Origin of the sequence: Salmonella sp. 2020_1395, from assembly GCF_043848115.1 — a bacterium.
In the GTDB taxonomy this organism is placed as follows: Bacteria; Pseudomonadota; Gammaproteobacteria; order Enterobacterales; family Enterobacteriaceae; genus Salmonella; species Salmonella enterica.
Genome location: NZ_JBCMFH010000016.1, coordinates 20,039 through 41,698, shown reverse-complemented (window position 1 = coordinate 41,698; position 21,660 = coordinate 20,039). Strand labels below are relative to the sequence as shown.

Here is a 21,660-nt window from a genome sequence, read left to right as displayed (position 1 = left end):
CGACGCGCACCCGGCAATGGGGTTATTTTACGAGAACCAACTGCCAAACCACTGATGGAGTTTCATCAGCACAAAATCCCACATCCGGCTGAAAAATCCCCCCTCCTCGACGTTTTCCATCACCATTAACGGGCGTTGCTCAATGGATTTTCCGTTAAGCTGGAAATCGATGGTGCCGACAACCTGCCCTTTCTTCAACGGCGCCGTGAGCTGTGGTTCGTTCAACGTAAAGCTGGCCTTCAGGTTTTTAAGCTGCCCACGCGGAATCGTCACAGACCCCGCATCGCCCGCCCCCAAATTGACCTCACGCTTATCGCCAAACCAGACCCGTTGCGTCACGAATGTCGCGTCAGGTTTAATCGGCGTGACCGTTTCAAAGAAGCGGAAACCCCAGGTCAGCAGTTTTTCTGACTCATTAAAACGAATACGGTCCGTTTTCGCCCCCAGCACGACAGAGATCAGGCGCATATCGCCCTGGGTGGCGGAGGCGACAAGGTTATATCCAGCCCCTGCCGTTGTCCCCGTTTTCATGCCGTCGACATGCAGATTGGTGCTCCACAACAGGCGGTTGCGGTTCGGTTGACGAATATTATTAAAAGTAAATTCTTTCTCTTTATGAATGGCGTATTCGTCAGGCACATCGTGAATCAAGGCCTTGCCGAGCAACGCCATATCGCGAGCGGTACTGAACTGCCCTGGCGCATCAAGACCGTGTACCGTCTGGAAGGTTGTATTCGTTAATCCCAGTCGTTTCGCATAGGCGTTCATCAGGCCGATAAAGGACTCCTGGCTTCCGGCGACGTAGTCGGCAAGCGCGATACAGGCATCATTACCTGACTGAATGATGATGCCTTTATTAAGATCCGCAACCGACACCTGATCGCCTGGCTTCAGAAACATCACCGACGACCCACGTAGCGCCGGGTTCCCCGTCGCCCAAGCATCTTTGCCCACCGTCACCATATCGGTCAGCTTGATTTTCCCTGCCTTCAGCGCCTGGCCCACCACGTAGCTGGTCATAATTTTTGTCAAACTGGCAGGGTCGAGTTTCTCATCGGCGTTGCCTTCCGCCAGTACTTTACCGCTGGCGTAATCCATTAAGATCCAGGCTCGCGCATCAACGCCCGGCGGCGCGATCGTTTGTTCCTCTGCCTTTACAGGCGAAGCGAAAAGGAATAAGAGAACCGAACCTGCCGCGAGGCTACGAAGGGAAGAAGCGTATTGCGTCATAGTACCACCCGAGTATCCATTCCAAAAACACACGTCACACCACCGTGTAATAAGTGCGGTGAGTAATAACGCACTCACGACGTTAAAGAAACCGTAACTTGGTAAAGTTTTTAAAGTTTATGCAATAACATCCCGTTACGCTTCCTTCATAACGATTTTTTTACAGACCATTGTGTAAATGTTAGGTTTATCTCACGGTAGGCCGATTACTGTCATCATCCTGATAAAACGGAAGGGGTTAATATGATTACGCTGTGGGGCCGGAACAACTCGACTAATGTTAAAAAAGTGTTGTGGACGCTTGAAGAGCTGGAACTGCCATACGATCAAATTCTGGCAGGCGGAAAATTCGGCGTTAACCAGGATGCCGACTATCTGGCGATGAATCCTAATGGGCTGGTGCCGCTGCTTAAAGATGATGAAACCGACCTGTTATTGTGGGAATCCAATGCCATTGTCCGCTATCTGGCGGCGCAATACGGCCAGAACCGGCTATGGGTTGATAACCCGGCGCGGCGTGCGGAGGGCGAAAAATGGATGGACTGGGCGAATCAAACGTTAAGTCCGGCGCACCGCGTGATCCTGATGGGACTGGTCAGAACCCCGCCGGAAAAACGCGACCAGGCGGCAATTGAAGCAGGTATCGAAAAGTGTGATGGCCTGTTTGCGCTTCTTGATGATGCTCTGGCCCACCAGCCGTGGTTCTCCGGGGATAACTTTGGCACCGGCGATATCGCTATTGCGCCTTTCGTCTATAACCTGCTGAACGTAGGTCTGAAATGGACGCCGCGCCCGAATCTGCAACGCTGGTATCAGCAGCTTACCGAGCGCCCTGCTTTTCGCAAAGTGGTGATGATCCCGGTGACCTAACGCGTGACTGCAGGACTTACCTTGAGTAACTGCCCGTCGGACTCATCGGTTAACACATATAAGTAGCCGTCAGGTCCGACACGCACATCCCGAATACGCTGCTTTCTGTCACCCAGAATACGGCCTTCTTCCGTCACCGTATTGCCATCGACGCGCATCACAATGACCTCTTTATCTTTTAGCGCGCCGATAAACAGTTTGTGCCGCCACGGCGCAAAAACGTCGCTGGCATAAAAAGCCATCCCGCTGATCGCCGGAGAATCCTTCCAGTAGTAAACCGGTTGCTCCGTTCCCTCGACAATTTCACCTTTGGCTTCCGGCACTTTCAGACCACTATAGTTGACGCCCCATGTGGCCAGCGGCCAGCCATAATTTTTGCCTTTTTCCGGGATGTTAATTTCATCGCCGCCGCGCGGACCGTGTTCATGCAGCCATAGCGCGCCGCTCCAGGGATTGATGGCCAGCCCCTGCGGATTACGAATACCGTAAGACCAGATTTCCGGACGCGCGCCCGCCTGATGCACAAACGGATTATCCGGCGGAATTTCGCCCTGCCCGGTCAGGCGCACCAGCTTACCCTGTAATTTATCCAAATCCTGCGCGGTAGCGCGCTGGTTATTTTCACCCAGGGCAATAAAAAGAAACCCTTGCGCATCGAATACCATACGTCCGCCGAAATGGTTGCCGGTAGACAGCTTAGGCATCTGGCGAAACACAGTACGAAAATGCTCCAGACGCTGAAGATCGTTGCTCAGCCGTCCAAAACCGACTGCCGTACCGGCGTTTCCTTCGCGGTCAGCTTCAGCATAGCTCAGCCAGACGCGGCGCGACTGGGCAAAGTCAGGCGCCAGCACGACGTCCAGCAAACCTCCCTGCCCGTTTGCCCACACTTTCGGTACGCCAGCCAGCGGATCGGAAAGTCCCTTCCCCGTCTGCCAGTGGCGCAGTTGTCCCCCTTTCAGGGTAATGAGCATCCCACGGTTATCCGGCAAAAAAGCCAGCGACCACGGGTGATCGAGTCGGGTTTGCAGCACCTCAACGTTCACCGACGCAAGATTGGCGTTCGCCCATGAAGAGAAAAGAGAGAATGAAACTATCGCGAGAAGTATTCGACGCATACCGCCTCCTTCAGGGCTCTGCGTTAAAGCGTAGTCAGCATCGCAAGAGGTCGGGTTTATTTTTACAAAACATTAAGCGGCGCGGTTCGGTAAAAAGGGGGAGTCGCCTCCCCCTTATTCAGACCTGTGTAAGCGGTGAATGTGCTTTCAGACTCTGAATACTCAGCGTCAAAGTTGTCAGACAGTTTTCAAGTTTATCTGCGTTGACGGCAATAAAGGTCGGACAATCATGGTGTCCGCTCATTAAACAAACGGCGGCGGCTGCAAGCGCGCCTTCGGCACGGCGCAGCGCGTTCCACTCTTCCTGATCGAGATGCAGTCCCTGCCGTAAAGCGTGATCGTGGAGCTCGCGATTCAGTTCAAAAAAATTGTCACGCAGAGTGTCACTTTCGCTGACTGACATATACCCCTTCGCTTTTCGCAATTGCAGATAAGCGGCAAGATCGATACGCGCGTTTATCAGCTTGTTGAGAAGATCGGTTCTCAGTCTGTCAACGACCATACCTTTTTTCCTCCTCTTTTCTACCAGGGTTCAACTTAATAGTATGGTCGTTTTTTAGACAAAGGGGTGTCAGAGATCAAGAATTTTCTTAGAATTGCCCTTTTTCACCTTTTGCTGATAACCACAACGGTTGATGCCGCCGCTCCTGATGAGATTGCGATACAATTTTTGTTCGGATATCTGTAGAATCCCTGCCCTGACCATTCCAATAAATGAACACTTTTTAAGCTATGAGTAATGTAACCCACCAGCCAAAGATCGGCTTCGTTTCCCTGGGCTGTCCGAAAAACCTCGTTGATTCGGAACGCATCCTGACTGAGCTGCGTACCGAAGGCTATGACGTTGTGCCACGCTATGACGATGCGGATATGGTTATCGTTAATACCTGTGGCTTTATTGACAGCGCGGTACAAGAGTCACTGGAAGCCATTGGCGAAGCGCTGAACGAAAACGGTAAGGTAATCGTCACCGGCTGCCTGGGCGCAAAAGAAGATCAGATCCGCGAAGTGCATCCGAAAGTACTGGAAATCACCGGGCCGCATAGCTATGAGCAAGTTCTGCAGCACGTACATCATTACGTACCGAAGCCGAAGCACAATCCATTTTTAAGCCTCGTACCGGAACAGGGTGTAAAACTGACGCCGCGCCATTATGCGTATCTGAAAATTTCTGAAGGCTGTAATCACCGCTGCACGTTCTGCATCATCCCGTCGATGCGCGGGGATCTGGTCAGCCGTCCGATTGGCGACGTATTAAGCGAAGCGAAACGTCTGGTTGATGCCGGGGTCAAAGAGATTCTGGTGATTTCGCAAGATACCTCCGCCTACGGCGTAGATGTGAAGCACCGCACCGGATTCCATAATGGCGAACCGGTGAAAACCAGTATGGTGAGCCTGTGCGAACAGTTATCAAAACTGGGCGTCTGGACACGTCTGCACTACGTCTACCCCTACCCACACGTTGATGATGTGATTCCGCTAATGGCGGAAGGCAAAATCCTGCCTTATCTGGACATTCCGCTGCAACATGCCAGCCCGCGGATTCTTAAACTGATGAAACGTCCCGGTTCCGTTGACCGCCAGCTGGCGCGCATTAAGCAGTGGCGCGAAATCTGCCCGGAACTGACCCTACGCTCCACCTTTATTGTCGGCTTCCCCGGCGAAACGGAAGAAGACTTCCAGATGCTGCTCGACTTCCTGAAAGAGGCGCGCCTCGATCGTGTAGGCTGCTTCAAGTACAGCCCGGTGGAAGGCGCAGGTGCGAATGAGCTGCCGGATCAGGTGCCGGAAGAGGTGAAAGAAGAGCGCTGGAACCGCTTTATGCAACTGCAACAGCAAATCTCCGCTGAGCGCTTGCAGGAAAAAGTGGGCCGCGAAATTCTGGTGATCGTTGATGAGGTTGACGAAGAAGGCGCTATCGGGCGTAGCATGGCGGATGCGCCGGAAATTGACGGCGCGGTCTATTTGAACGGCGAAACCAACGTCAAGCCGGGCGATATCGTGCGCGTGAAAGTGGAAAACGCCGACGAATATGATTTGTGGGGCAGTCGGGTTTAACGCCACCTCCCCCGGCGCGGGTGCCGGATGTGTTATCCCGCCTGGCGAGACCGTTCCAGGCCCGCCAGGCGTCAACGCCACCGGGCTGGCTTACCCCTTAATCTTCGGGTCCAGCGCATCGCGCAACCCGTCACCTAACAGGTTAAACGCCAGCACAGTCAGGAAAATCGCCACCGCCGGGAAGAGCGCTACGTGCGGCGCGATGACCATATCCGCCCGCGCTTCATTGAGCATCGCTCCCCACTCCGGTGTTGGCGGCTGCGCGCCTAATCCGAGAAATGACAGGCTTGCCGCGGAAATAATTGACGTACCGATACGCATCGTAAAGAAAACCACAATTGACGAGACCGTTCCCGGCAATATATGGCTAAACAAAATCGTCGTGTCGCTGGCGCCGATACTGCGGGCAGACTCAATAAACGTCTGCTGTTTTAAGACCAGGGTATTTCCGCGCACCAGACGAGCAAACGCCGGAATAGAGAAAATCGCCACCGCAACGATCACATTAGCAATACCGCTGCCTAACACCGCCACAACGGCAATCGCCAGCAAAATGCCGGGGAAGGCGAACAGCACATCGCAAATGCGCATAATAAAACGATCCCACCAGCCTTCATAATATCCCGCCAGCAATCCCAACACCGTACCGATTATAGCGCCGATAAATACCGCGAACACGCCCGCCGCCAGTGAGATCTGCGCCCCAACGAGAACCCGGCTAAAGATGTCTCTTCCCAGCGAGTCAACGCCAAACCAGTGCTGCAAAGAGGGGCCATTGTTCAGGCTATCGTAGTCAAAATAGTTTTCCGCATCGTAGGGCGTCAGCCAACGGGCAAAAATCGCCACCAGAATTAACGCCAGTACGAATCCCCCGGCGACCAACGCGACATGCTGGCGGCGAAAACGACGCCAGAACTCCCGCCACGGCGTGCGTATCTGGTCGGGTTTTACCACCGGCATAGCATGTAAAATCGCCTGACGGCGCCAGTTAAATAATCGCATCCTTACTTATACCTGATAGCCGGATTAATGGCGGCATAGAGGACATCCACCACTAAGTTGATAAGAATAAATTCCAGAGAAAACAGCAGCACTTCCGCCTGAATCACAGGGTAGTCGCGCATGTCGACGGAGTCGACCAGTAACCGCCCAAGCCCCGGCCAGTTAAACACTTTTTCGACGACGATCGATCCGCCAAGCAGAAAGCCAAATTGCAGTCCCATCATGGTGACGACCGGGATCATCGCATTGCGCAGGCCATGTTTTAACACCACCCACGTTTCACTGACGCCTTTCGCCCGCGCGGTCCTCATGTAATCCTCGCTCAGGACATCGACAAACGAGGAGCGTGTAAAACGCGCCATAACAGATGCCACCGCCGCGCCAAGCGTCAGGGAGGGTAAAATATAATGTTGCCAGCTATCCGCCCCCACGGTCGGTAGCCAGCCCAGATCCACGGAAAAAATCTGCATTAACAACATTCCCAGCGCAAAAGCCGGGAAAGAAATGCCGGTCACGGCAAGCGTCATTCCTAACCGGTCAGGCCAGCGATTACGCCACACGGCGGCGGCGATGCCGATCGCCATGCCAAACAGAACCGCCCATATCATACTGGTTATCGTCAGCCACAGCGTCGGCAAAAAGCGGCTGGCTATCTCCTCAGAAACCGGGCGGCGGGAAACCATTGACGTCCCGAAATCGCCTTGTAAAACATGGGTGATGTAACGCCAAAACTGGACATGAAGCGGCTGATCAAGCCCCAGCTGCTGACGAACCAGCGCGATCACCTGCGCGTCGGCCTCCGGTCCGGCTATCAGCCGCGCCGGGTCGCCGGGCAACAAATGAACAAATAAAAACACCAGCACTGCCACAATCAACAGCGTAGGAATTAATCCCAGCAGGCGCTTGAGAACATAGTTAAGCATCACACGAACCTTTTACCGGATGGCGGACAACGCGCGCGCCATCCAGCCCCATCCCATTACTTACTTCAAATCCGCATCGTCAAAGCTGAAACCGGTATCCGGCATAATCCAGAAACCGGTCAAATTTTTACTGTGCGCAGAAACCAATTTCTCCACCACCAACGGTATCCAGGGCGACTCTTTCCAGATAATATCCTGCGCCTCTTTGTACAATCGTGTTTTCTCCTGCGGATCGTTGGTCTTTAAAGCCGCCGCCAAATCACTGTCGACCTGCTTGTTGCTGTAAAAAGCGGTATTAAACTGCGTCGGCGGCCAGTTTTGTGATGCGAAGAGCGGCGATAACGCCCAGTCAGCTTCGCCCGTCGACGCCGACCAGCCGGTATAGAACATTCGCACGCCGCTCTCTTTTTGCCCTTTGCCCTCAACTTCCGCGGCGCGCTGGCCGGCGTCCATTGCGGTTATCCGGGCTTTAATGCCAATCTGCGCCAGTTGCTGTTGGGTAAACTGCAACACTTTTTGCGCGGTGCTATGGTTGTGCGATGACCACAGCGTGGTACTGAAACCGTCTGGATACCCCGCCTCTTTCAACAGTTCGCGCGCTTTAGCCGGATCATAGGGCCACGGCTGATAGCTTTGCGCATAGGCTATCGACGGCGGCACCACGCCCGTCGCCGGCGTGGCGTATCCGGCAAACGCCACTTTAACCAGCGCCTGGCGATTGATAGCGTAATTCAACGCCTCACGCACCTTAGGATTATCAAACGGCTTCTGCGTCACATTCATACTGATATAACGCTGCATAATGGACGGGCTGGCGACCAGTTCGAGGTTTTTATTTTTCGCCAGTAACGCGGCCTGCTCATAAGGGATAGGAAAAGCAAATTGCGCTTCGCCGGTTTGCAGCATCGCCGCGCGGGTATTGTTGTCAGTAACCGGACGCCAGGTAATAGAATCCAGCTTGGGTAAGCCCTGCTGCCAGTAACCGGCGAACTTTTTCACTTTGACAAAGTCGGTCTGATTCCAGGTTTCAAGCTGGTATGGACCGGTACCGACCGGATGAAAACCAATATCCTTGCCATATTTTTCCAGCGCTTGCGGCGAGATCATCGCCGTCGCCGGGTGCGCCAGAATATTAATGAAAGCGGAGAACGGCTGTTTCAGGGTAATTTTTACCGTTGCCGGGTCGACAACCTCCGTTTTTGCGATATTTTTATACAGGTTATAACGCTTGAGGTGATTATCCGGATTGCTGGCGCGATCGAGATTCGCTTTCACCGCCGCCGCATCAAAATCCGCGCCGTCCTGAAATTTCACCCCCTGCCGTAGGGTAATGGTGTAGGTCAGACCGTCATCAGAAACGGTATAGCCTTCCGCCAGGACGTTTTTTACCTTCATGTCTTTATCCAGGCCAAACAGCCCCTGATAAAATGACTTCGCCACCGCCTGCGAGAGTGTATCGTTGGCGTCATACGGATCGAGCGTGGTGAAATTAGACCCTACCGCCACCACCACATCTTTGGCCGCCAGGGCCGGAAAAGCCGCAATGGATGAGGCCAGTCCCAGCGCCGCCAGCCATTTATGCGTAATAAATTGCGTCATGTTGTTCTCCTGAAACCCTGCCTGTCTGAATGTTATAAGCGCGAGAGCGCATTATCCTGCAGCGGCCGCGCAACATAATGTCCCGGCCCGACCAACTGTAATGAAACGGCGGGCGTCTCTTCGCCACGTTTATGAATATTGCTGGGTATATCATCTGATAGCAGAACGCGCCGCGGCCGGTGTCTGGAAGGATCGGCAACCGGCACCGCCGCCATCAATTTACGCGTATAAGGATGCTGCGGATTTTCAAAAACGGCGCGCCGCGGCCCCATCTCAACAATTTGACCAAGATACATCACCGCCACGCGATGGCTAATTCGCTCCACGACCGCCATATCATGCGAAATAAACAGGTAGGCGATCCCCATTTCCCGTTGTAAATCGAGCAGTAAATTAATGATCTGTCCGCGAACGGAAACATCCAGCGCGGAGACCGCCTCATCAGCAATAATCACTTTAGGATTCAATGCCAGCGCGCGAGCAATGCAGATGCGCTGACGTTGACCGCCGGAAAACTCGTGCGGATAACGCCAGGCATGTTCAGGACGTAATCCGACACGCTCAAGCAGCCAGGCCACGCGCTTTGCCGCAGCGTCCCCCTGCCCCAGACCATGAATCCGTAAAGGTTCCATAATGGAATACCCCACGGTCTGGCGCGGGTCGAGCGAGGCGTAAGGGTCCTGGAAAATACACTGAATATCGCGGCGCAACGGCTGGAGTTTACCCGCAGACAGCGTGTCAATGCGCTGGCCGTTAAAGATAATCTCCCCCTGCCGGGATTCAACCAACCGCAGCAGCGCGCGTCCGGTCGTCGATTTTCCGCTACCGGACTCGCCCACCAGCGATAACGTTTCGCCGGGCCAGAGATCGAAACTGATATTCTCAACGGCATGAACTTCACGCGTAACGCGGTTAAAGAGACCGCTACGCAGCGGGAATCGCGTCACCAGCCCCCGAACCTGGAGAATAGGCTCGCCTTCCACCACCGTGTCTTGCTCAATCTGCGATTCATAAAGGGCCGGTTCGTCAGCGGAAATCAACGGGAAACGGCGTGGCAGCGAGTGGCCGCGCATCGCGCCAAGCTGAGGGACGGCCGCCAGTAACGTTTGGGTATAAGGATGCGTCGGCGCATGGAAAATCTGCTCTACGCTGCCGGTTTCCACGGCCTCGCCCTGATACATCACCAGTACGCGATCGGCGATATCCGCCACGACGCCCATGTCGTGGGTGATAAAAATCACGCCCATCGACATCTCTTGCTGCAACACTTTGATAAGTTGCAGAATTTGCGCCTGGATAGTGACATCCAGCGCCGTGGTGGGTTCATCGGCAATCAATACCGCCGGACGGCAGGATAGCGCCATCGCGATCATGACTCGCTGGCGCATCCCGCCGGAAAGCTGATGCGGATAACGCGATAAAATCGCCTGCGACTCCGGGATCCGTACCTGATCGAGCATACGTTTCGCTTCCGCCAGCGCCTCTTCGTGGCTGGCGCCCTGATGCAAACGAATAGATTCGGCAATTTGCTCGCCAACGGTAAATACCGGGTTGAGCGAGGTCATTGGCTCCTGGAAAATCATGGCGATATCCGCGCCGCGCACACGCCGCATCTGCGCGTCACTCTGCTCAGACAGTTCAATCACCTGGCGATTACGCCGACGCAACAGCATTTCGCCGCAGCGCACGTTCGCGCCCGACTGCTCAATCAGCCGCATTAACGCCAGCGCCGTCACCGATTTTCCCGATCCCGACTCGCCGACAATCGCCAGAGTCTCTCCACGCTTCAGGCGTAATGACACATTACGCACGGCGTCTACCTGTTGCCCTTCGTGGTGAAACGCGATATTCAGGCCACTGACGGACAGAACATCGCGGCTATCCAGTTCATCGCTGTGCGGCACCTGCGGCTCCTTATTCCCGGTAAATTCCTGTGGTAGGCGTATCCCCGGCATATCCCCAGGCGCGATACATCCCTTCGCTGTTAAACGGCAACGCGACATTACCTTCGTGATCAACGGCGATTAATCCACCGCTGCCGCCCAGCGCCGGTAATTTTTCCATCACCACGCGCTCACAGGCGTCGGCAAGGCTGAGTCCGCCATATTCCATCAATGCGGCGATATCGTAAGCCGCGAGCGTGCGAATAAAGACCTCTCCCGTTCCGGTACAGGAAACGGCGACGCTGGCGTTGTTGGCATAACACCCGGCGCCGACCAGCGGGCTGTCGCCGACGCGCCCGGGCAATTTATTGGTCATCCCGCCGGTAGACGTTGCCGCCGCCAGATTGCCGAATTTATCCCGCGCCACTGCGCCGACTGTACCCATTTTTTTCGTTTCGTCCAGCGGCGCGCCGCTGTGATCGAGCGCCATTTCACCCGCCGCACGCGCCGCCAGCAATTGCTCGTAACGCGCCGGGGTGGAAAAGATATCCGGCGAAACGCGCGCCATCCCCTGTGAAAAGGCAAAGTTTTCCGCCCCTTCCCCCACCATGAGTACATGCGGGCTGCGCTCCATCACCAGTCTGGCGGCGAGCACAGGATGGCGAACATGACTCACGCCCGCGACGGCTCCGGCTTTCAGGGTATTGCCGTCCATCACGCAGGCATCCAGTTCATGAGTTCCGTCTCGGGTATAGACCGCGCCGATACCCGCATTGAAGAGCGGACACGCTTCCAGCAGGCGCACCGCTTCCGTCACTACATCAAGCGCGCTGTCACCCGCTTCCAGCATCTTTTGCCCGCTTTCGACAATCTCTGACAGCGCCTGGATATAGCGTAGCTCCTGCTCATGGCTCATTTGCGCGCGAGCAATCGCGCCTGCGCCGCCGTGAATCGCAATCACTGCTTTATTCATTTTTAGGGTCCATTAACGGTGGCACACAACTTTTACTATAACTATCAGAATTGTTGTGAGTTATTCATTCGATTTTTGAATATAGAAAGATGCGTAAGGTATGTAAAGGCGCAAGGCCGTCTCTAAGACCGAGGTAGCATACTGCCCGCCACTGTTTTCTGACATAATAGCCGGATTCGATTTTGCCTCGCAGGAGTATGTTCATGGAATTTTCCGCCGGATTGATGCCGCTTGAAACGGCGCTGACCCAGATGCTTTCACGTATTACCCCGCTCACCGCCGTAGAAACGTTGCCGCTGGTGAACTGCTTTGGCCGCATCCTGGCGACCGATATCGTATCTCCCCTTGATGTCCCCGGCTTTGATAATTCAGCTATGGATGGTTATGCGGTACGCGTGGCGGATTTGTCCGCCGATAAGCCGCTGCCCGTCGCCGGCAAAGCATTTGCCGGTCAGCCCTACCAGGGAGAGTGGCCTGCGGGAACCTGCATTCGCATTATGACCGGCGCCCCGGTACCGGCAGGTTGCGAGGCGGTAGTCATGCAAGAGCAGACGGAACAAACCGATGACGGCGTGCGTTTTACCGCCGATGTTCGTTGCGGACAAAACATCCGCCGCCGCGGCGAGGATATTCGCCAGGATGCGGTGGTCTTTCCGGCCGGTACGCGCCTGACTACTGCCGAACTGCCAGTGCTGGCGTCGCTGGGAATTGCCGATGCGCAGGTTGTACGTAAAGTACGCGTAGCGCTGTTCTCGACCGGCGACGAGCTCCAGCTTCCGGGCCAGCCGCTGGAGGCGGGACAAATTTATGACACTAACCGTCTAACTATACATTTGATGCTGCAACAGCTTGGCTGCGAAGTGATCAATTTAGGCATTATTCCTGACGATCCCGGTAAGCTTCGCGCCGCGTTTATCGACGCCGACAGCCAGGCCGATGTAGTGATAAGCTCCGGCGGCGTCTCGGTTGGTGAAGCGGACTATACCAAAACCATCCTTGAGGAGTTGGGCGAAATCGCCTTCTGGAAGCTGGCTATCAAGCCAGGCAAACCGTTTGCCTTCGGTAAACTCAGTAATAGCTGGTTCTGTGGCCTGCCGGGGAATCCAGTCTCTGCGGCACTCACGTTTTATCAACTGGTTCAGCCCTTACTGGCGAAGCTTGGCGGCAATACGGCAAGCGCTGTACCGCCGCGCCAGCGTGTACGCACAACATCTCGCCTGAAGAAAACGCCAGGGCGTCTCGATTTCCAGCGCGGCATCCTGCAACGTAGCGCCAACGGCGAACTGGAGGTCACGACCACCGGACACCAGGGCTCACATATTTTCAGCTCGTTTAGTCTGGGCAACTGCTTTATTGTGCTGGAGCGTGAACGCGGCAATGTTGAGCCGGGAGAATGGGTGGAAGTCGAGCCGTTTAATGCTCTGTTCGGAGGCCTGTAATGGCGGAACTTAGCGACCAGGAGATGCTGCGCTATAACCGACAAATTATTCTGCGCGGCTTCGATTTTGAAGGGCAGGAAGCGTTAAAAGATGCGCGGGTATTAGTGGTCGGGCTGGGCGGGCTCGGCTGCGCGGCAACGCAGTATCTGGCCGGCGCTGGCGTCGGGAAACTGACGCTACTCGATTTTGATACCGTTTCCGTTTCCAATCTCCAGCGTCAAACCTTGCACAGCGACGCCACGGTCGGGCAGCCAAAGGTAGAGTCCGCCCGCGACGCGCTGGCGCGAATCAACCCGCATATTACCATTACGCCCGTTAACGCGCGGCTGGACGACGACGCTATGACCAGCCTGATTGCTGGGCATTCGCTGGTACTGGACTGTACCGATAACGTTAGCGTACGTAATCAACTTAACGCCGGGTGCTATACCGCGAAAGTGCCGCTAATCTCCGGCGCGGCAATTCGTATGGAAGGACAAGTTACCGTCTTTACATATCAGGAAAACGAACCCTGTTACCGCTGCCTGAGCCGTCTGTTTGGCGAAAACGCTCTGACCTGCGTAGAGGCAGGGGTGATGGCGCCGCTGATTGGCGTGATCGGTTCGCTACAGGCAATGGAGGCCATTAAGCTGCTGGCGCATTACGGTCAGCCCGCTAGCGGAAAAATCGTCATGTACGATGCGATGACCTGTCAGTTCCGCGAAATGAAGTTGATGCGCAACCCCGGCTGTGAAGTCTGCGGACAGTAGCCACTTTACGAATAAACATACCGAAGCACGGTTTATGGCCGTGCTGTATCAACAGATAATTACTGTCATCAGACGAAAAGCCAGCTTACCCAAGCTCCGACTGACGATCGGCTCAAGCAGCGCGGCATCATCTTAAACGCCATACCACAACCTCAAACCGTGATGTTGTACCTCATTTAACGCCTCTTTGTCAGAACCTCTCCATTCGTTGACGCACATCAAGATAACTTTCATTCGAAAGTAATTTAATCTTTATATGAAATAAGAGAGGCCGTTTATGATCTTCAATATTCAGCGCTATTCTACCCACGATGGCCCCGGTATCCGTACCGTAGTATTTCTCAAAGGCTGTTCGTTGGGCTGTCGCTGGTGCCAGAACCCGGAAAGCCGCGCCCGCGCTCAGGATCTGTTATACGACGCGCGGCTGTGTCTCGAAGGATGCGACCTGTGCGCGCAAGCCGCGCCGGACGTCATTGAGCGCGCGCTAAACGGCCTGCTCATCCATCGCGAGAAACTGACCGACGCCCATTTTTCCATCCTGGCGCATTGCTGCCCCACACAAGCGTTAACCGTGTGCGGCGAAATAAAAAGCGTGGATGAGATCATGGCGACGGTACTGCGCGATAAACCTTTTTACGATCGCAGCGGCGGCGGTCTTACGCTTTCCGGCGGCGAACCGTTTATGCAGCCGGAACTGGCGGCAGAGCTGTTTAAAGCCAGCCATGACGCCGGTATTCATACAGCGGTTGAGACCTGTCTGCATGTCCCATGGAAATACATTGCGCCCTCACTGCCTTATATCGATCTGTTTCTGGCTGATTTGAAGCATGTCGCCGACGGGCCGTTTAAGCAGTGGACCGATGGCAGCGCCTCGCGGGTGCTGGAAAATCTCAGGAAACTCGCCGCCGCGGGCAAAAAAATGGTGATTCGCGTCCCGCTGATTCAGGGATTTAATGCCGATGAGGAGACCATTAAAGCCATTACCGACTTTGCCGCCGACGAACTGCACGTCGGGGAAATTCATTTTCTGCCCTACCACACGCTGGGCATCAATAAATACCACTTACTCAGTCAACCCTATCATGCCCCGGATAAACCACTGGATGCGCCGGCGTTACTTGATTTTGCCCAGAAGTACGCCTGCCAAAAAGGTTTAACCGCGACCCTACGAGGATAATTATCATGACCCAACTGAAACTGGACACGCTCAGTGACCGCATTAAGGCGCACAAAACCGCGCTGGTACATATCGTGAAACCGCCGGTCTGTACCGAACGCGCGCAGCATTATACCGAAATGTACCAGCAGCATCTGGATAAACCGATTCCGGTACGCCGCGCGCTGGCGCTGGCCCATCACCTGGCGGAACGCACTATCTGGATAAAACACGATGAACTGATCGTCGGCAACCAGGCAAGTGAAGTCCGCGCCGCGCCGATTTTCCCGGAATATACCGTCTCGTGGATTGAAAAAGAGATCGACGACCTGGCAGACCGGCCCGGCGCAGGTTTTTCCGTAAGTGAAGAAAACAAACGTATTCTGCACGACGTCTGTCCGTGGTGGCGCGGTCAAACCGTCCAGGATCGCTGCTACGGCATGTTTACCGATGAACAAAAAGGGCTTCTGGCGACTGGCATTATCAAAGCCGAAGGCAATATGACTTCCGGTGACGCGCACCTGGCGGTGAACTTCCCGCTACTGCTGGAAAAAGGGCTTGATGGCCTGCGCGATAAAGTCGCCGAGCGCCGCTCACGCATCAACCTGACCGTGCTGGAAGATCTGCATGGCGAGCAGTTCCTGAAGGCGATTGATATTGTGCTGGACGCGGTAAGCCAGCACATCACGCGCTTTGCCGCGCTGGCGCGCCAGATGGCGGGCGAAGAGTCCCGTGAAAGCCGTCGTAAAGAGCTACTTACCATCGCCGAAAACTGCGAGGTGATCGCCCACCAACCGCCGCAGACCTTCTGGCAAGCACTGCAATTGTGCTACTTCATCCAGCTGATTCTACAAATTGAGTCTAACGGTCACTCGGTGTCATTTGGTCGTATGGACCAGTATCTTTACCCCTATTATCGTCGCGATGTAGAACTAAACCAGACGCTGGATCGTGAGCACGCTATTGAACTGCTGCACAGCTGCTGGCTGAAACTGCTGGAAGTAAACAAGATCCGCTCCGGTTCGCACTCTAAAGCTTCCGCAGGCAGCCCGCTGTATCAAAACGTCACCATTGGCGGTCAGAATCTCATCAACGGTCAGCCAATGGACGCAGTGAATCCGCTGTCTTACGCCATTCTGGAGTCCTGTGGACGTCTGCGTTCTACCCAGCCCAACCTCAGTGTGCGTTATCACGCCGGAATGAGTAACGATTTCCTTGACGCCTGCGTCCAGGTCATCCGCTGCGGCTTTGGGATGCCGGCGTTTAACAATGATGAAATCGTCATCCCGGAATTTATCAAGTTGGGGATCGAACCGCAGGACGCTTACGATTATGCGGCGATCGGCTGTATCGAAACCGCCGTCGGCGGGAAATGGGGTTATCGCTGCACCGGCATGAGCTTTATTAACTTCGCCCGCGTCATGCTGGCGGCGCTGGAAGGCGGTCGCGACGCCACCAGCGGCAAGGTATTTCTGCCGCAGGAAAAGGCGCTCTCCGCAGGCAACTTTAACAATTTTGACGAAGTGATGGCCGCCTGGGATACCCAAATTCGCTACTACACGCGCAAATCGATCGAAATTGAGTATGTGGTCGACACCATGCTGGAAGAGAACGTCCACGATATTCTCTGCTCAGCGCTGGTAGACGACTGTATTGAACGCGCGAAGAGTATCAAGCAAGGCGGCGCTAAATATGACTGGGTATCCGGTCTTCAGGTCGGTATCGCCAACCTGGGCAACAGCCTCGCCGCCGTGAAAAAACTGGTCTTCGAACAGGGCGTTATCGGTCAACAACAGCTTGCCGCCGCGCTGGCCGATGACTTCGACGGCCTGACTCACGAGCAGTTGCGCCAGCGTCTGATTAACGGCGCGCCGAAGTACGGCAACGACGATGACAGTGTCGATACCTTGCTGGCGCGCGCTTATCAGACCTATATTGATGAGCTGAAGCAATATCATAACCCGCGCTACGGTCGTGGCCCTGTTGGCGGCAACTATTACGCCGGTACGTCCTCTATCTCAGCAAACGTGCCATTTGGCGCCGCGACCATGGCTACCCCGGATGGTCGCAAAGCGCATACACCGCTGGCGGAAGGCGCAAGCCCTGCATCAGGTACGGATCATCTCGGCCCGACGGCGGTGATTGGTTCCGTAGGCAAATTACCTACCGGTTCCATTCTCGGCGGCGTGCTGCTCAACCAGAAACTGAACCCAACGACGCTGGAAAACGAATCCGACAAACAGAAACTGATGGTTCTGCTACGGACGTTCTTTGAGGTGCATAAAGGCTGGCATATTCAGTACAACATCGTGTCACGCGAAACGCTGCTGGATGCGAAAAAACATCCGGACCAGTACCGCGATCTGGTCGTGCGTGTGGCAGGCTACTCCGCCTTCTTCACCGCGCTGTCGCCGGATGCGCAGGACGATATCATCGCCCGTACCGAACATATGCTGTAATTTACCCTGGCGCCATCGGCAATATGTCCGAACTGCCTGATGGCGCTACGTTTAACAGGCCTACGCAGGCCTGTTAATCAGAAGGGATCGGTGCCGTCAAGCACGGCCTGAATGACGTTGAGCGCGCCTTGATGGTTATTATCATCAGTGTGATAACGTGAAAGCGCTTTGATATTGTCTGCGGCATTGCCCATGGCAAAAGAGTAATGCGCCATTTTCAACATTTCCGCATCATTACCGCTGTCGCCAATGGCGACGACATTCTGTGGCGATCTGTTCCAGCGCTTTAACAGACGACTGATGCCATTCGCTTTATGCAGTCCCGGGATAATCAGGTCGATAAAACCGAAGCCGCTGGTGACGGGCTTCATGATGCCATCCAGAGATACGTGCAGTTTGTCGATAACCAGCGGAATTTGTTCATCGGGCAAATTCAGGGAGAACTTAAACAGGATATCGTCAATGTCGTGATAATCGTTTACCGGCTGCAGGCGGTGATAATGTTTGGCCATCAGCGCCACGAAAGTCTCGGGAGCGTTTTTGCTGACATAAGCGCTTTTCAGACCGCAGGCGACGAAGTTAAGCTGCTTATCCTTCAGCAGTTCGCCAATCACAATCCGCGATTCATGCCGGGTTAGCTCCCCGTGAAACAACTGCTTGCCATGTTCATACACCAGCGCGCCATTTTCTGCGACAAAGGAAATTTCGTCTTTCAGCTCGGGGAAGAAGGAGATCAACTGGTAGTACTGATTACCGCTGGCGACCACAAATTCGATATTACGTTTTTTCAGTTCCTGGTATTGCGCCATGAAGCGTACACGATCGTACTGCTTGGCATCGTCGAGAAAAGTGCCGTCCATATCGGTAACGACAACGTTAACGGTCATACTTAAGCTCCTGGCTGTAACTGCGACCAGAAACATTTTAATAACAATGTGAGCAGAACCACAAATTTATTTCGAATGAAAAGTGGCTGAACGAAAGGAATAGCCGCATAAGACATTAAGGCGTCCTGGCCACCTTACGTTTTCCTCTCGCTTCCCTCTTTGTGTTCCCCTGCAATATTTTAAACTTGCATTAACCTTATTTTAACTTAAAGTATCACATGTAACTAATTTTACTTTCGAACGAAAGATGGTGAGGTTGATATGACGACTCCTTTTACCCACGAAACGCTGCCCGCCGACCCAAAAGCGGCCATTCGTCAGATGAAGCAGGCGCTACGCGCGCAAATCGGCGACGTACAGGCGGTGTTCGACCGTTTGAGTGCCACCATAGCAGCCCGGGTGGCGGAAATTAACGATCTGAAGGCGCAGGGGCAGCCGGTATGGCCAATTATCCCTTTTAGCGAACTGGCGATGGGCAACATTAGCGATGCCACCCGCGCCGAGGTTAAGCGCCGCGGGTGCGCGGTGATTAAAGGTCATTTTCCACGCGAACAGGCGCTGGCATGGGACCAGTCGATGCTCGACTATCTGGACAAGAACCATTTTGACGAGGTGTATAAAGGACCGGGGGATAATTTTTTCGGTACGCTGAGCGCCTCCCGGCCTGAAATCTATCCTGTCTACTGGTCGCAGGCGCAAATGCAGGCCCGCCAAAGTGAAGAGATGGCGCTGGCGCAGTCGTTCCTCAACCATCTATGGCAGGTAGAGCACGACGGCAAGCGATGGTTTAATCCGGATATCAGCATCATTTACCCGGATCGCATCCGTCGCCGCCCGCCGGGCACCACATCCAAAGGACTGGGAGCGCATACCGACTCCGGCGCGCTGGAGCGCTGGCTGCTGCCAGCCTATCAGCAGGTATTCGCCAGCGTGTTTAACGGCAACGTCGAGCAGTACGATCCGTGGAATGCGGCGCACCGTACCGACGTTGAAGAGTACACGGTGGATAACACCACCAAATGCTCGGTATTTCGCACCTTCCAGGGCTGGACCGCGCTCTCCGATATGCTGCCCGGTCAGGGGTTGCTTCATGTCGTCCCTATCCCGGAGGCGATGGCGTATATTCTGCTGCGCCCGCTGCTGGATGATGTCCCGGAAGATGAATTATGCGGCGTCGCGCCGGGCCGGGTGCTGCCGATTTCTGAACAGTGGCATCCTTTACTGATGGCGGCGTTAACCAGCATTCCGCCGCTGGAAGCCGGGGATTCCGTGTGGTGGCATTGCGATGTCATCCACTCCGTCGCCCCCGTCGAAAATCAGCAGGGCTGGGGCAATGTGATGTACATTCCTGCCGCGCCAATGTGTGAGAAAAATCTGGCCTATGCGCGTAAGGTGAAAGCGGCGCTGGAGACAGGCGCATCACCGGGCGATTTCCCGCGCGAGGACTATGAAACCACCTGGGAAGGGCGTTTCACGCTGCGCGATCTGAATATTCACGGTAAACGGGCATTAGGTATGGACGTTTGACGGTCGTACCGCCCTGCCCGCTCACCTGCGGTGTGCCCTTTGCCTGGGCGCACCCGTCTTACCGAACCTACGCGCCAGGATACGTAGGCCCGGTAAGCACAGCGCCACCGGGCGTCAGTGTTTAGCTTTCGATCCCTTTACTACGCAAATAATCGTCGTAGTTGCCGCTGAAGTCCACCACGCGCTCCGGCGTAATTTCAGGAACTGAAAAAGCGCGGCATTGAGTTCGTTGTCGCCAGCGTCAGTATTACCAGCTTATTTCGCTCTTTCCTGAGCTAAAGGATGAGATCTCTTTTGTCGCGGAAAACGGCGCACTGGTTTACGAACATGGCAAGCAACTGTTCCACGGCGAACTGACCCGACATGAATCGCGGATTGTTATTGGCGAGTTGCTGAAAGATAAGCAACTTAATTTTGTCGCCTGCGGTCTGCAAAGTGCATATGTCAGCGAAAATGCGCCAGAAGCATTCGTTACCCTGATGGCAAAACACTACCATCGCCTGAAACCCGTAAAAGATTATCAGGAGATTGATGACGTACTGTTCAAGTTTTCGCTCAACCTACCGGATGAACAAATCCCGTTAGTGATCGACAAACTACACGTTACGCTCGATGGCATTATGAAGCCCGTCACCAGCGGCTTCGGTTTTATCGATCTGATTATTCCCGGCCTGCATAAAGCAAACGGTATTTCGCGGTTACTGAAACGCTGGGATCTGTCGCCACAAAATATGGTAGCGATTGGCGACAGCGGCAATGACGCAGAGATGCTTAAAATGGCGCATTATTCCTTTGCAATGGACAATGCCGCAGAAAACATTAAACAAATCGCCCGTTACGCTACCGATAATAATAAGCATGAAGGCGCACTGAATGTGATTCAGGCGGTGCTGGAAAATAAGGTGCCGTTTACACTTTAACGAGAGTCGGGGCAATTGCCCCGATTTCTCAATGAGCATTACACTCATCTTCTTCAATCAGTTCAACCACTAATGTGGTTCCAGGCCCCTGTAAGTAATATTCATCGTCAAGGGGATCGCGCAGTTTCATAAATGTCGTTTTACCGACTTGCATGGTATGCCCGGCAGCCATTTCTGCTCCACTTTCAAGCAGGTAACGCAGAACATTATTGAAAATATCAGAATATTTTTGCCCTTCGTGATGGCCTTGTGCGTGTGCTGCGAAATCTGGTAGCCCAAAGCAATCAGCACCATAGGTACGCATCCATACGCCTTCGATATCCTCAACTTCATATTTCACAAATCCACAAAATAGAGAGGTCAGCGGGAAACCTTCACGCAACATTTCCAGACTATGCTTACCCAACTCCTGAGACTTAAATACCCCCGCGGGTAATGAAGTGTGAGCCGATTCATTTAATACAGCGACAGCCCCCATGTTACTTAATGCACCTGCAACCACAGCCAACGCAACATATTGCTCTAAAGGTGAAGTATCATACCCCTTATAATATAAAATAATATTTGCACTGGTTGCCCGTACTTGCTCTTTTACTTCCTGGGGATAATGAGCTGGCGCGACACATTGTTCGATTGATTCCTGATGGTAAGGCGTTTTAAATCCAACCATCGATATTACATGCTTACCCCATCCTGCTAAACCAAAAAAATCCAGTTCAGGGACAAGTTCACACGTTGCCTGTTTCATACTGGAATGATAATTACGCAACAAGCGGGTGAGTTCTTTTGAATTATTTTCCGGGAGAGTATCAAATACAACAACTAAACTTAGTGGGTTATCAATTTCAGCATTCGCTACTAAAACAC

Annotated in this window: 17 protein-coding genes and 2 pseudogenes; 8 read left to right on the top strand and 11 right to left on the bottom strand. The window is 54.0% G+C overall.

The annotated features are described in order from the left end of the window. Positions 1-27: 27 nt before the first annotated feature. Positions 28-1,230: a serine-type D-Ala-D-Ala carboxypeptidase gene (dacC, locus tag ACH0WD_RS20215; RefSeq protein ID WP_000195712.1), complete on the bottom strand. Its 1,203-nt coding sequence runs from the start codon at positions 1,228-1,230 to the stop codon at positions 28-30. A gap of 243 nt (positions 1,231-1,473) precedes the next feature. Between dacC and ACH0WD_RS20210 the strand changes: the two genes are divergently transcribed. Further along, positions 1,474-2,100: a glutathione S-transferase family protein gene (locus ACH0WD_RS20210; RefSeq protein WP_000631903.1), complete on the top strand. Its 627-nt coding sequence runs from the start codon at positions 1,474-1,476 to the stop codon at positions 2,098-2,100. Here the strand turns inward: ACH0WD_RS20210 and ACH0WD_RS20205 are convergent. Continuing rightward, positions 2,097-3,218, bottom strand: a complete 1,122-nt coding sequence (locus ACH0WD_RS20205) for a PQQ-dependent sugar dehydrogenase (protein WP_001252736.1) — start codon at positions 3,216-3,218, stop codon at positions 2,097-2,099. The two genes, ACH0WD_RS20210 and ACH0WD_RS20205, sit on opposite strands and share 4 nt — an antisense overlap. 118 nt (positions 3,219-3,336) lie before the next feature. Then, positions 3,337-3,720, bottom strand: a complete 384-nt coding sequence (gene bssR, locus ACH0WD_RS20200) for a biofilm formation regulator BssR (RefSeq protein WP_000259651.1) — start codon at positions 3,718-3,720, stop codon at positions 3,337-3,339. Positions 3,721-3,950: 230 nt separating this feature from the next. On the opposite strand from bssR, the gene rimO reads away from it, so the two are divergent. Beyond that, a complete protein-coding gene (gene rimO, locus ACH0WD_RS20195; RefSeq protein WP_000073317.1) occupies positions 3,951-5,276 on the top strand; it encodes a 30S ribosomal protein S12 methylthiotransferase RimO in 1,326 nt (441 codons plus the stop codon). 90 nt (positions 5,277-5,366) lie between these two features. Here rimO and gsiD read toward each other — a convergent pair whose 3' ends face one another. Genes gsiD through iaaA form a run of 5 tightly spaced genes read right to left on the bottom strand, consistent with a single transcriptional unit; the run spans position 5,367 to position 11,656 of the window. Then, positions 5,367-6,278 carry a glutathione ABC transporter permease GsiD gene (gene gsiD / locus ACH0WD_RS20190; RefSeq protein WP_001236024.1) on the bottom strand — a complete coding sequence of 304 codons (912 nt, stop codon included), beginning with the start codon at positions 6,276-6,278 and terminating at the stop codon, positions 5,367-5,369. A gap of 2 nt (positions 6,279-6,280) precedes the next feature. Continuing rightward, positions 6,281-7,201, bottom strand: coding sequence for a glutathione ABC transporter permease GsiC (gsiC, locus tag ACH0WD_RS20185; protein ID WP_000936067.1), 921 nt, complete (start codon positions 7,199-7,201; stop codon positions 6,281-6,283). Between the two features lie 60 nt (positions 7,202-7,261). Then, positions 7,262-8,800, bottom strand: coding sequence for a glutathione ABC transporter substrate-binding protein GsiB (gene gsiB / locus ACH0WD_RS20180; protein WP_000191427.1), 1,539 nt, complete (start codon positions 8,798-8,800; stop codon positions 7,262-7,264). A gap of 32 nt (positions 8,801-8,832) precedes the next feature. Then, positions 8,833-10,704, bottom strand: a complete 1,872-nt coding sequence (gene gsiA, locus ACH0WD_RS20175; protein ID WP_001120598.1) for a glutathione ABC transporter ATP-binding protein GsiA — start codon at positions 10,702-10,704, stop codon at positions 8,833-8,835. A 10-nt stretch (positions 10,705-10,714) separates the two neighbouring features. Next, entirely contained in the window at positions 10,715-11,656 is a 942-nt protein-coding gene (gene iaaA, locus ACH0WD_RS20170) for a beta-aspartyl-peptidase (RefSeq protein WP_001030503.1), read from the bottom strand. Between the two features lie 203 nt (positions 11,657-11,859). Between iaaA and moeA the strand changes: the two genes are divergently transcribed. The 4 genes from moeA to ACH0WD_RS20150 all read left to right on the top strand — a co-directional run bounded on the left by moeA (position 11,860) and on the right by ACH0WD_RS20150 (position 17,459). Continuing rightward, positions 11,860-13,095 (top strand): molybdopterin molybdotransferase MoeA, encoded by a 1,236-nt coding sequence (gene moeA / locus ACH0WD_RS20165; protein ID WP_000395792.1) that lies wholly within the window; start codon positions 11,860-11,862, stop codon positions 13,093-13,095. Further along, positions 13,095-13,844 carry a molybdopterin-synthase adenylyltransferase MoeB gene (gene moeB, locus ACH0WD_RS20160; protein ID WP_000829269.1) on the top strand — a complete coding sequence of 250 codons (750 nt, stop codon included), beginning with the start codon at positions 13,095-13,097 and terminating at the stop codon, positions 13,842-13,844. The genes moeA and moeB overlap by 1 nt, the downstream gene beginning before the upstream one ends. A 277-nt stretch (positions 13,845-14,121) precedes the next feature. Further along, complete coding sequence (locus tag ACH0WD_RS20155) at positions 14,122-15,021, top strand: glycyl-radical enzyme activating protein (RefSeq protein ID WP_000576948.1); 900 nt, start codon at positions 14,122-14,124, stop codon at positions 15,019-15,021. Positions 15,022-15,026: 5 nt separating this feature from the next. Continuing rightward, positions 15,027-17,459 (top strand): glycyl radical protein, encoded by a 2,433-nt coding sequence (locus ACH0WD_RS20150; RefSeq protein WP_000192661.1) that lies wholly within the window; start codon positions 15,027-15,029, stop codon positions 17,457-17,459. Positions 17,460-17,536: 77 nt separating this feature from the next. On the opposite strand, the gene ACH0WD_RS20145 is transcribed toward ACH0WD_RS20150, so the two are convergent. Beyond that, entirely contained in the window at positions 17,537-18,346 is an 810-nt protein-coding gene (locus tag ACH0WD_RS20145; protein WP_000217910.1) for a Cof-type HAD-IIB family hydrolase, read from the bottom strand. Between the two features lie 261 nt (positions 18,347-18,607). On the opposite strand from ACH0WD_RS20145, the gene ACH0WD_RS20140 reads away from it, so the two are divergent. Further along, on the top strand, positions 18,608-19,873 hold the full coding sequence (locus ACH0WD_RS20140) for a DUF1479 domain-containing protein (protein WP_000210948.1): 1,266 nt from the start codon (positions 18,608-18,610) through the stop codon (positions 19,871-19,873). Positions 19,874-19,994: 121 nt separating this feature from the next. Here the strand turns inward: ACH0WD_RS20140 and ACH0WD_RS20135 are convergent. Continuing rightward, positions 19,995-20,078 (bottom strand): annotated as a pseudogene (locus tag ACH0WD_RS20135) (hypothetical protein); the annotation flags it as partial. Between ACH0WD_RS20135 and ACH0WD_RS20130 the strand changes: the two are divergent. After that, positions 20,069-20,793: pseudogene (locus ACH0WD_RS20130) on the top strand (Cof-type HAD-IIB family hydrolase); the annotation flags it as partial. The pseudogenes ACH0WD_RS20135 and ACH0WD_RS20130 overlap by 10 nt on opposite strands. A gap of 28 nt (positions 20,794-20,821) precedes the next feature. On the opposite strand, the gene ACH0WD_RS20125 reads toward ACH0WD_RS20130, so the two are convergent. Continuing rightward, positions 20,822-21,565, bottom strand: a complete 744-nt coding sequence (locus ACH0WD_RS20125; protein ID WP_024144773.1) for a DUF4261 domain-containing protein — start codon at positions 21,563-21,565, stop codon at positions 20,822-20,824. Positions 21,566-21,660: the final 95 nt, after the last annotated feature.

Coding starts and splice junctions, on each gene's coding strand:
- ACH0WD_RS20145 (WP_000217910.1), bottom strand. CDS start 18,346: ATGACCGTTAACGTTGTCGTTACCGATATGGACGGCACTTTTCTCGAC.
- moeA (WP_000395792.1), top strand. CDS start 11,860: ATGGAATTTTCCGCCGGATTGATGCCGCTTGAAACGGCGCTGACCCAG.
- iaaA (WP_001030503.1), bottom strand. CDS start 11,656: ATGAATAAAGCAGTGATTGCGATTCACGGCGGCGCAGGCGCGATTGCT.
- gsiB (WP_000191427.1), bottom strand. CDS start 8,800: ATGACGCAATTTATTACGCATAAATGGCTGGCGGCGCTGGGACTGGCC.
- gsiC (WP_000936067.1), bottom strand. CDS start 7,201: ATGCTTAACTATGTTCTCAAGCGCCTGCTGGGATTAATTCCTACGCTG.
- ACH0WD_RS20140 (WP_000210948.1), top strand. CDS start 18,608: ATGACGACTCCTTTTACCCACGAAACGCTGCCCGCCGACCCAAAAGCG.
- bssR (WP_000259651.1), bottom strand. CDS start 3,720: ATGGTCGTTGACAGACTGAGAACCGATCTTCTCAACAAGCTGATAAAC.
- gsiD (WP_001236024.1), bottom strand. CDS start 6,278: ATGCGATTATTTAACTGGCGCCGTCAGGCGATTTTACATGCTATGCCG.
- ACH0WD_RS20205 (WP_001252736.1), bottom strand. CDS start 3,218: ATGCGTCGAATACTTCTCGCGATAGTTTCATTCTCTCTTTTCTCTTCA.
- rimO (WP_000073317.1), top strand. CDS start 3,951: ATGAGTAATGTAACCCACCAGCCAAAGATCGGCTTCGTTTCCCTGGGC.
- moeB (WP_000829269.1), top strand. CDS start 13,095: ATGGCGGAACTTAGCGACCAGGAGATGCTGCGCTATAACCGACAAATT.
- ACH0WD_RS20210 (WP_000631903.1), top strand. CDS start 1,474: ATGATTACGCTGTGGGGCCGGAACAACTCGACTAATGTTAAAAAAGTG.
- dacC (WP_000195712.1), bottom strand. CDS start 1,230: ATGACGCAATACGCTTCTTCCCTTCGTAGCCTCGCGGCAGGTTCGGTT.
- ACH0WD_RS20155 (WP_000576948.1), top strand. CDS start 14,122: ATGATCTTCAATATTCAGCGCTATTCTACCCACGATGGCCCCGGTATC.
- ACH0WD_RS20150 (WP_000192661.1), top strand. CDS start 15,027: ATGACCCAACTGAAACTGGACACGCTCAGTGACCGCATTAAGGCGCAC.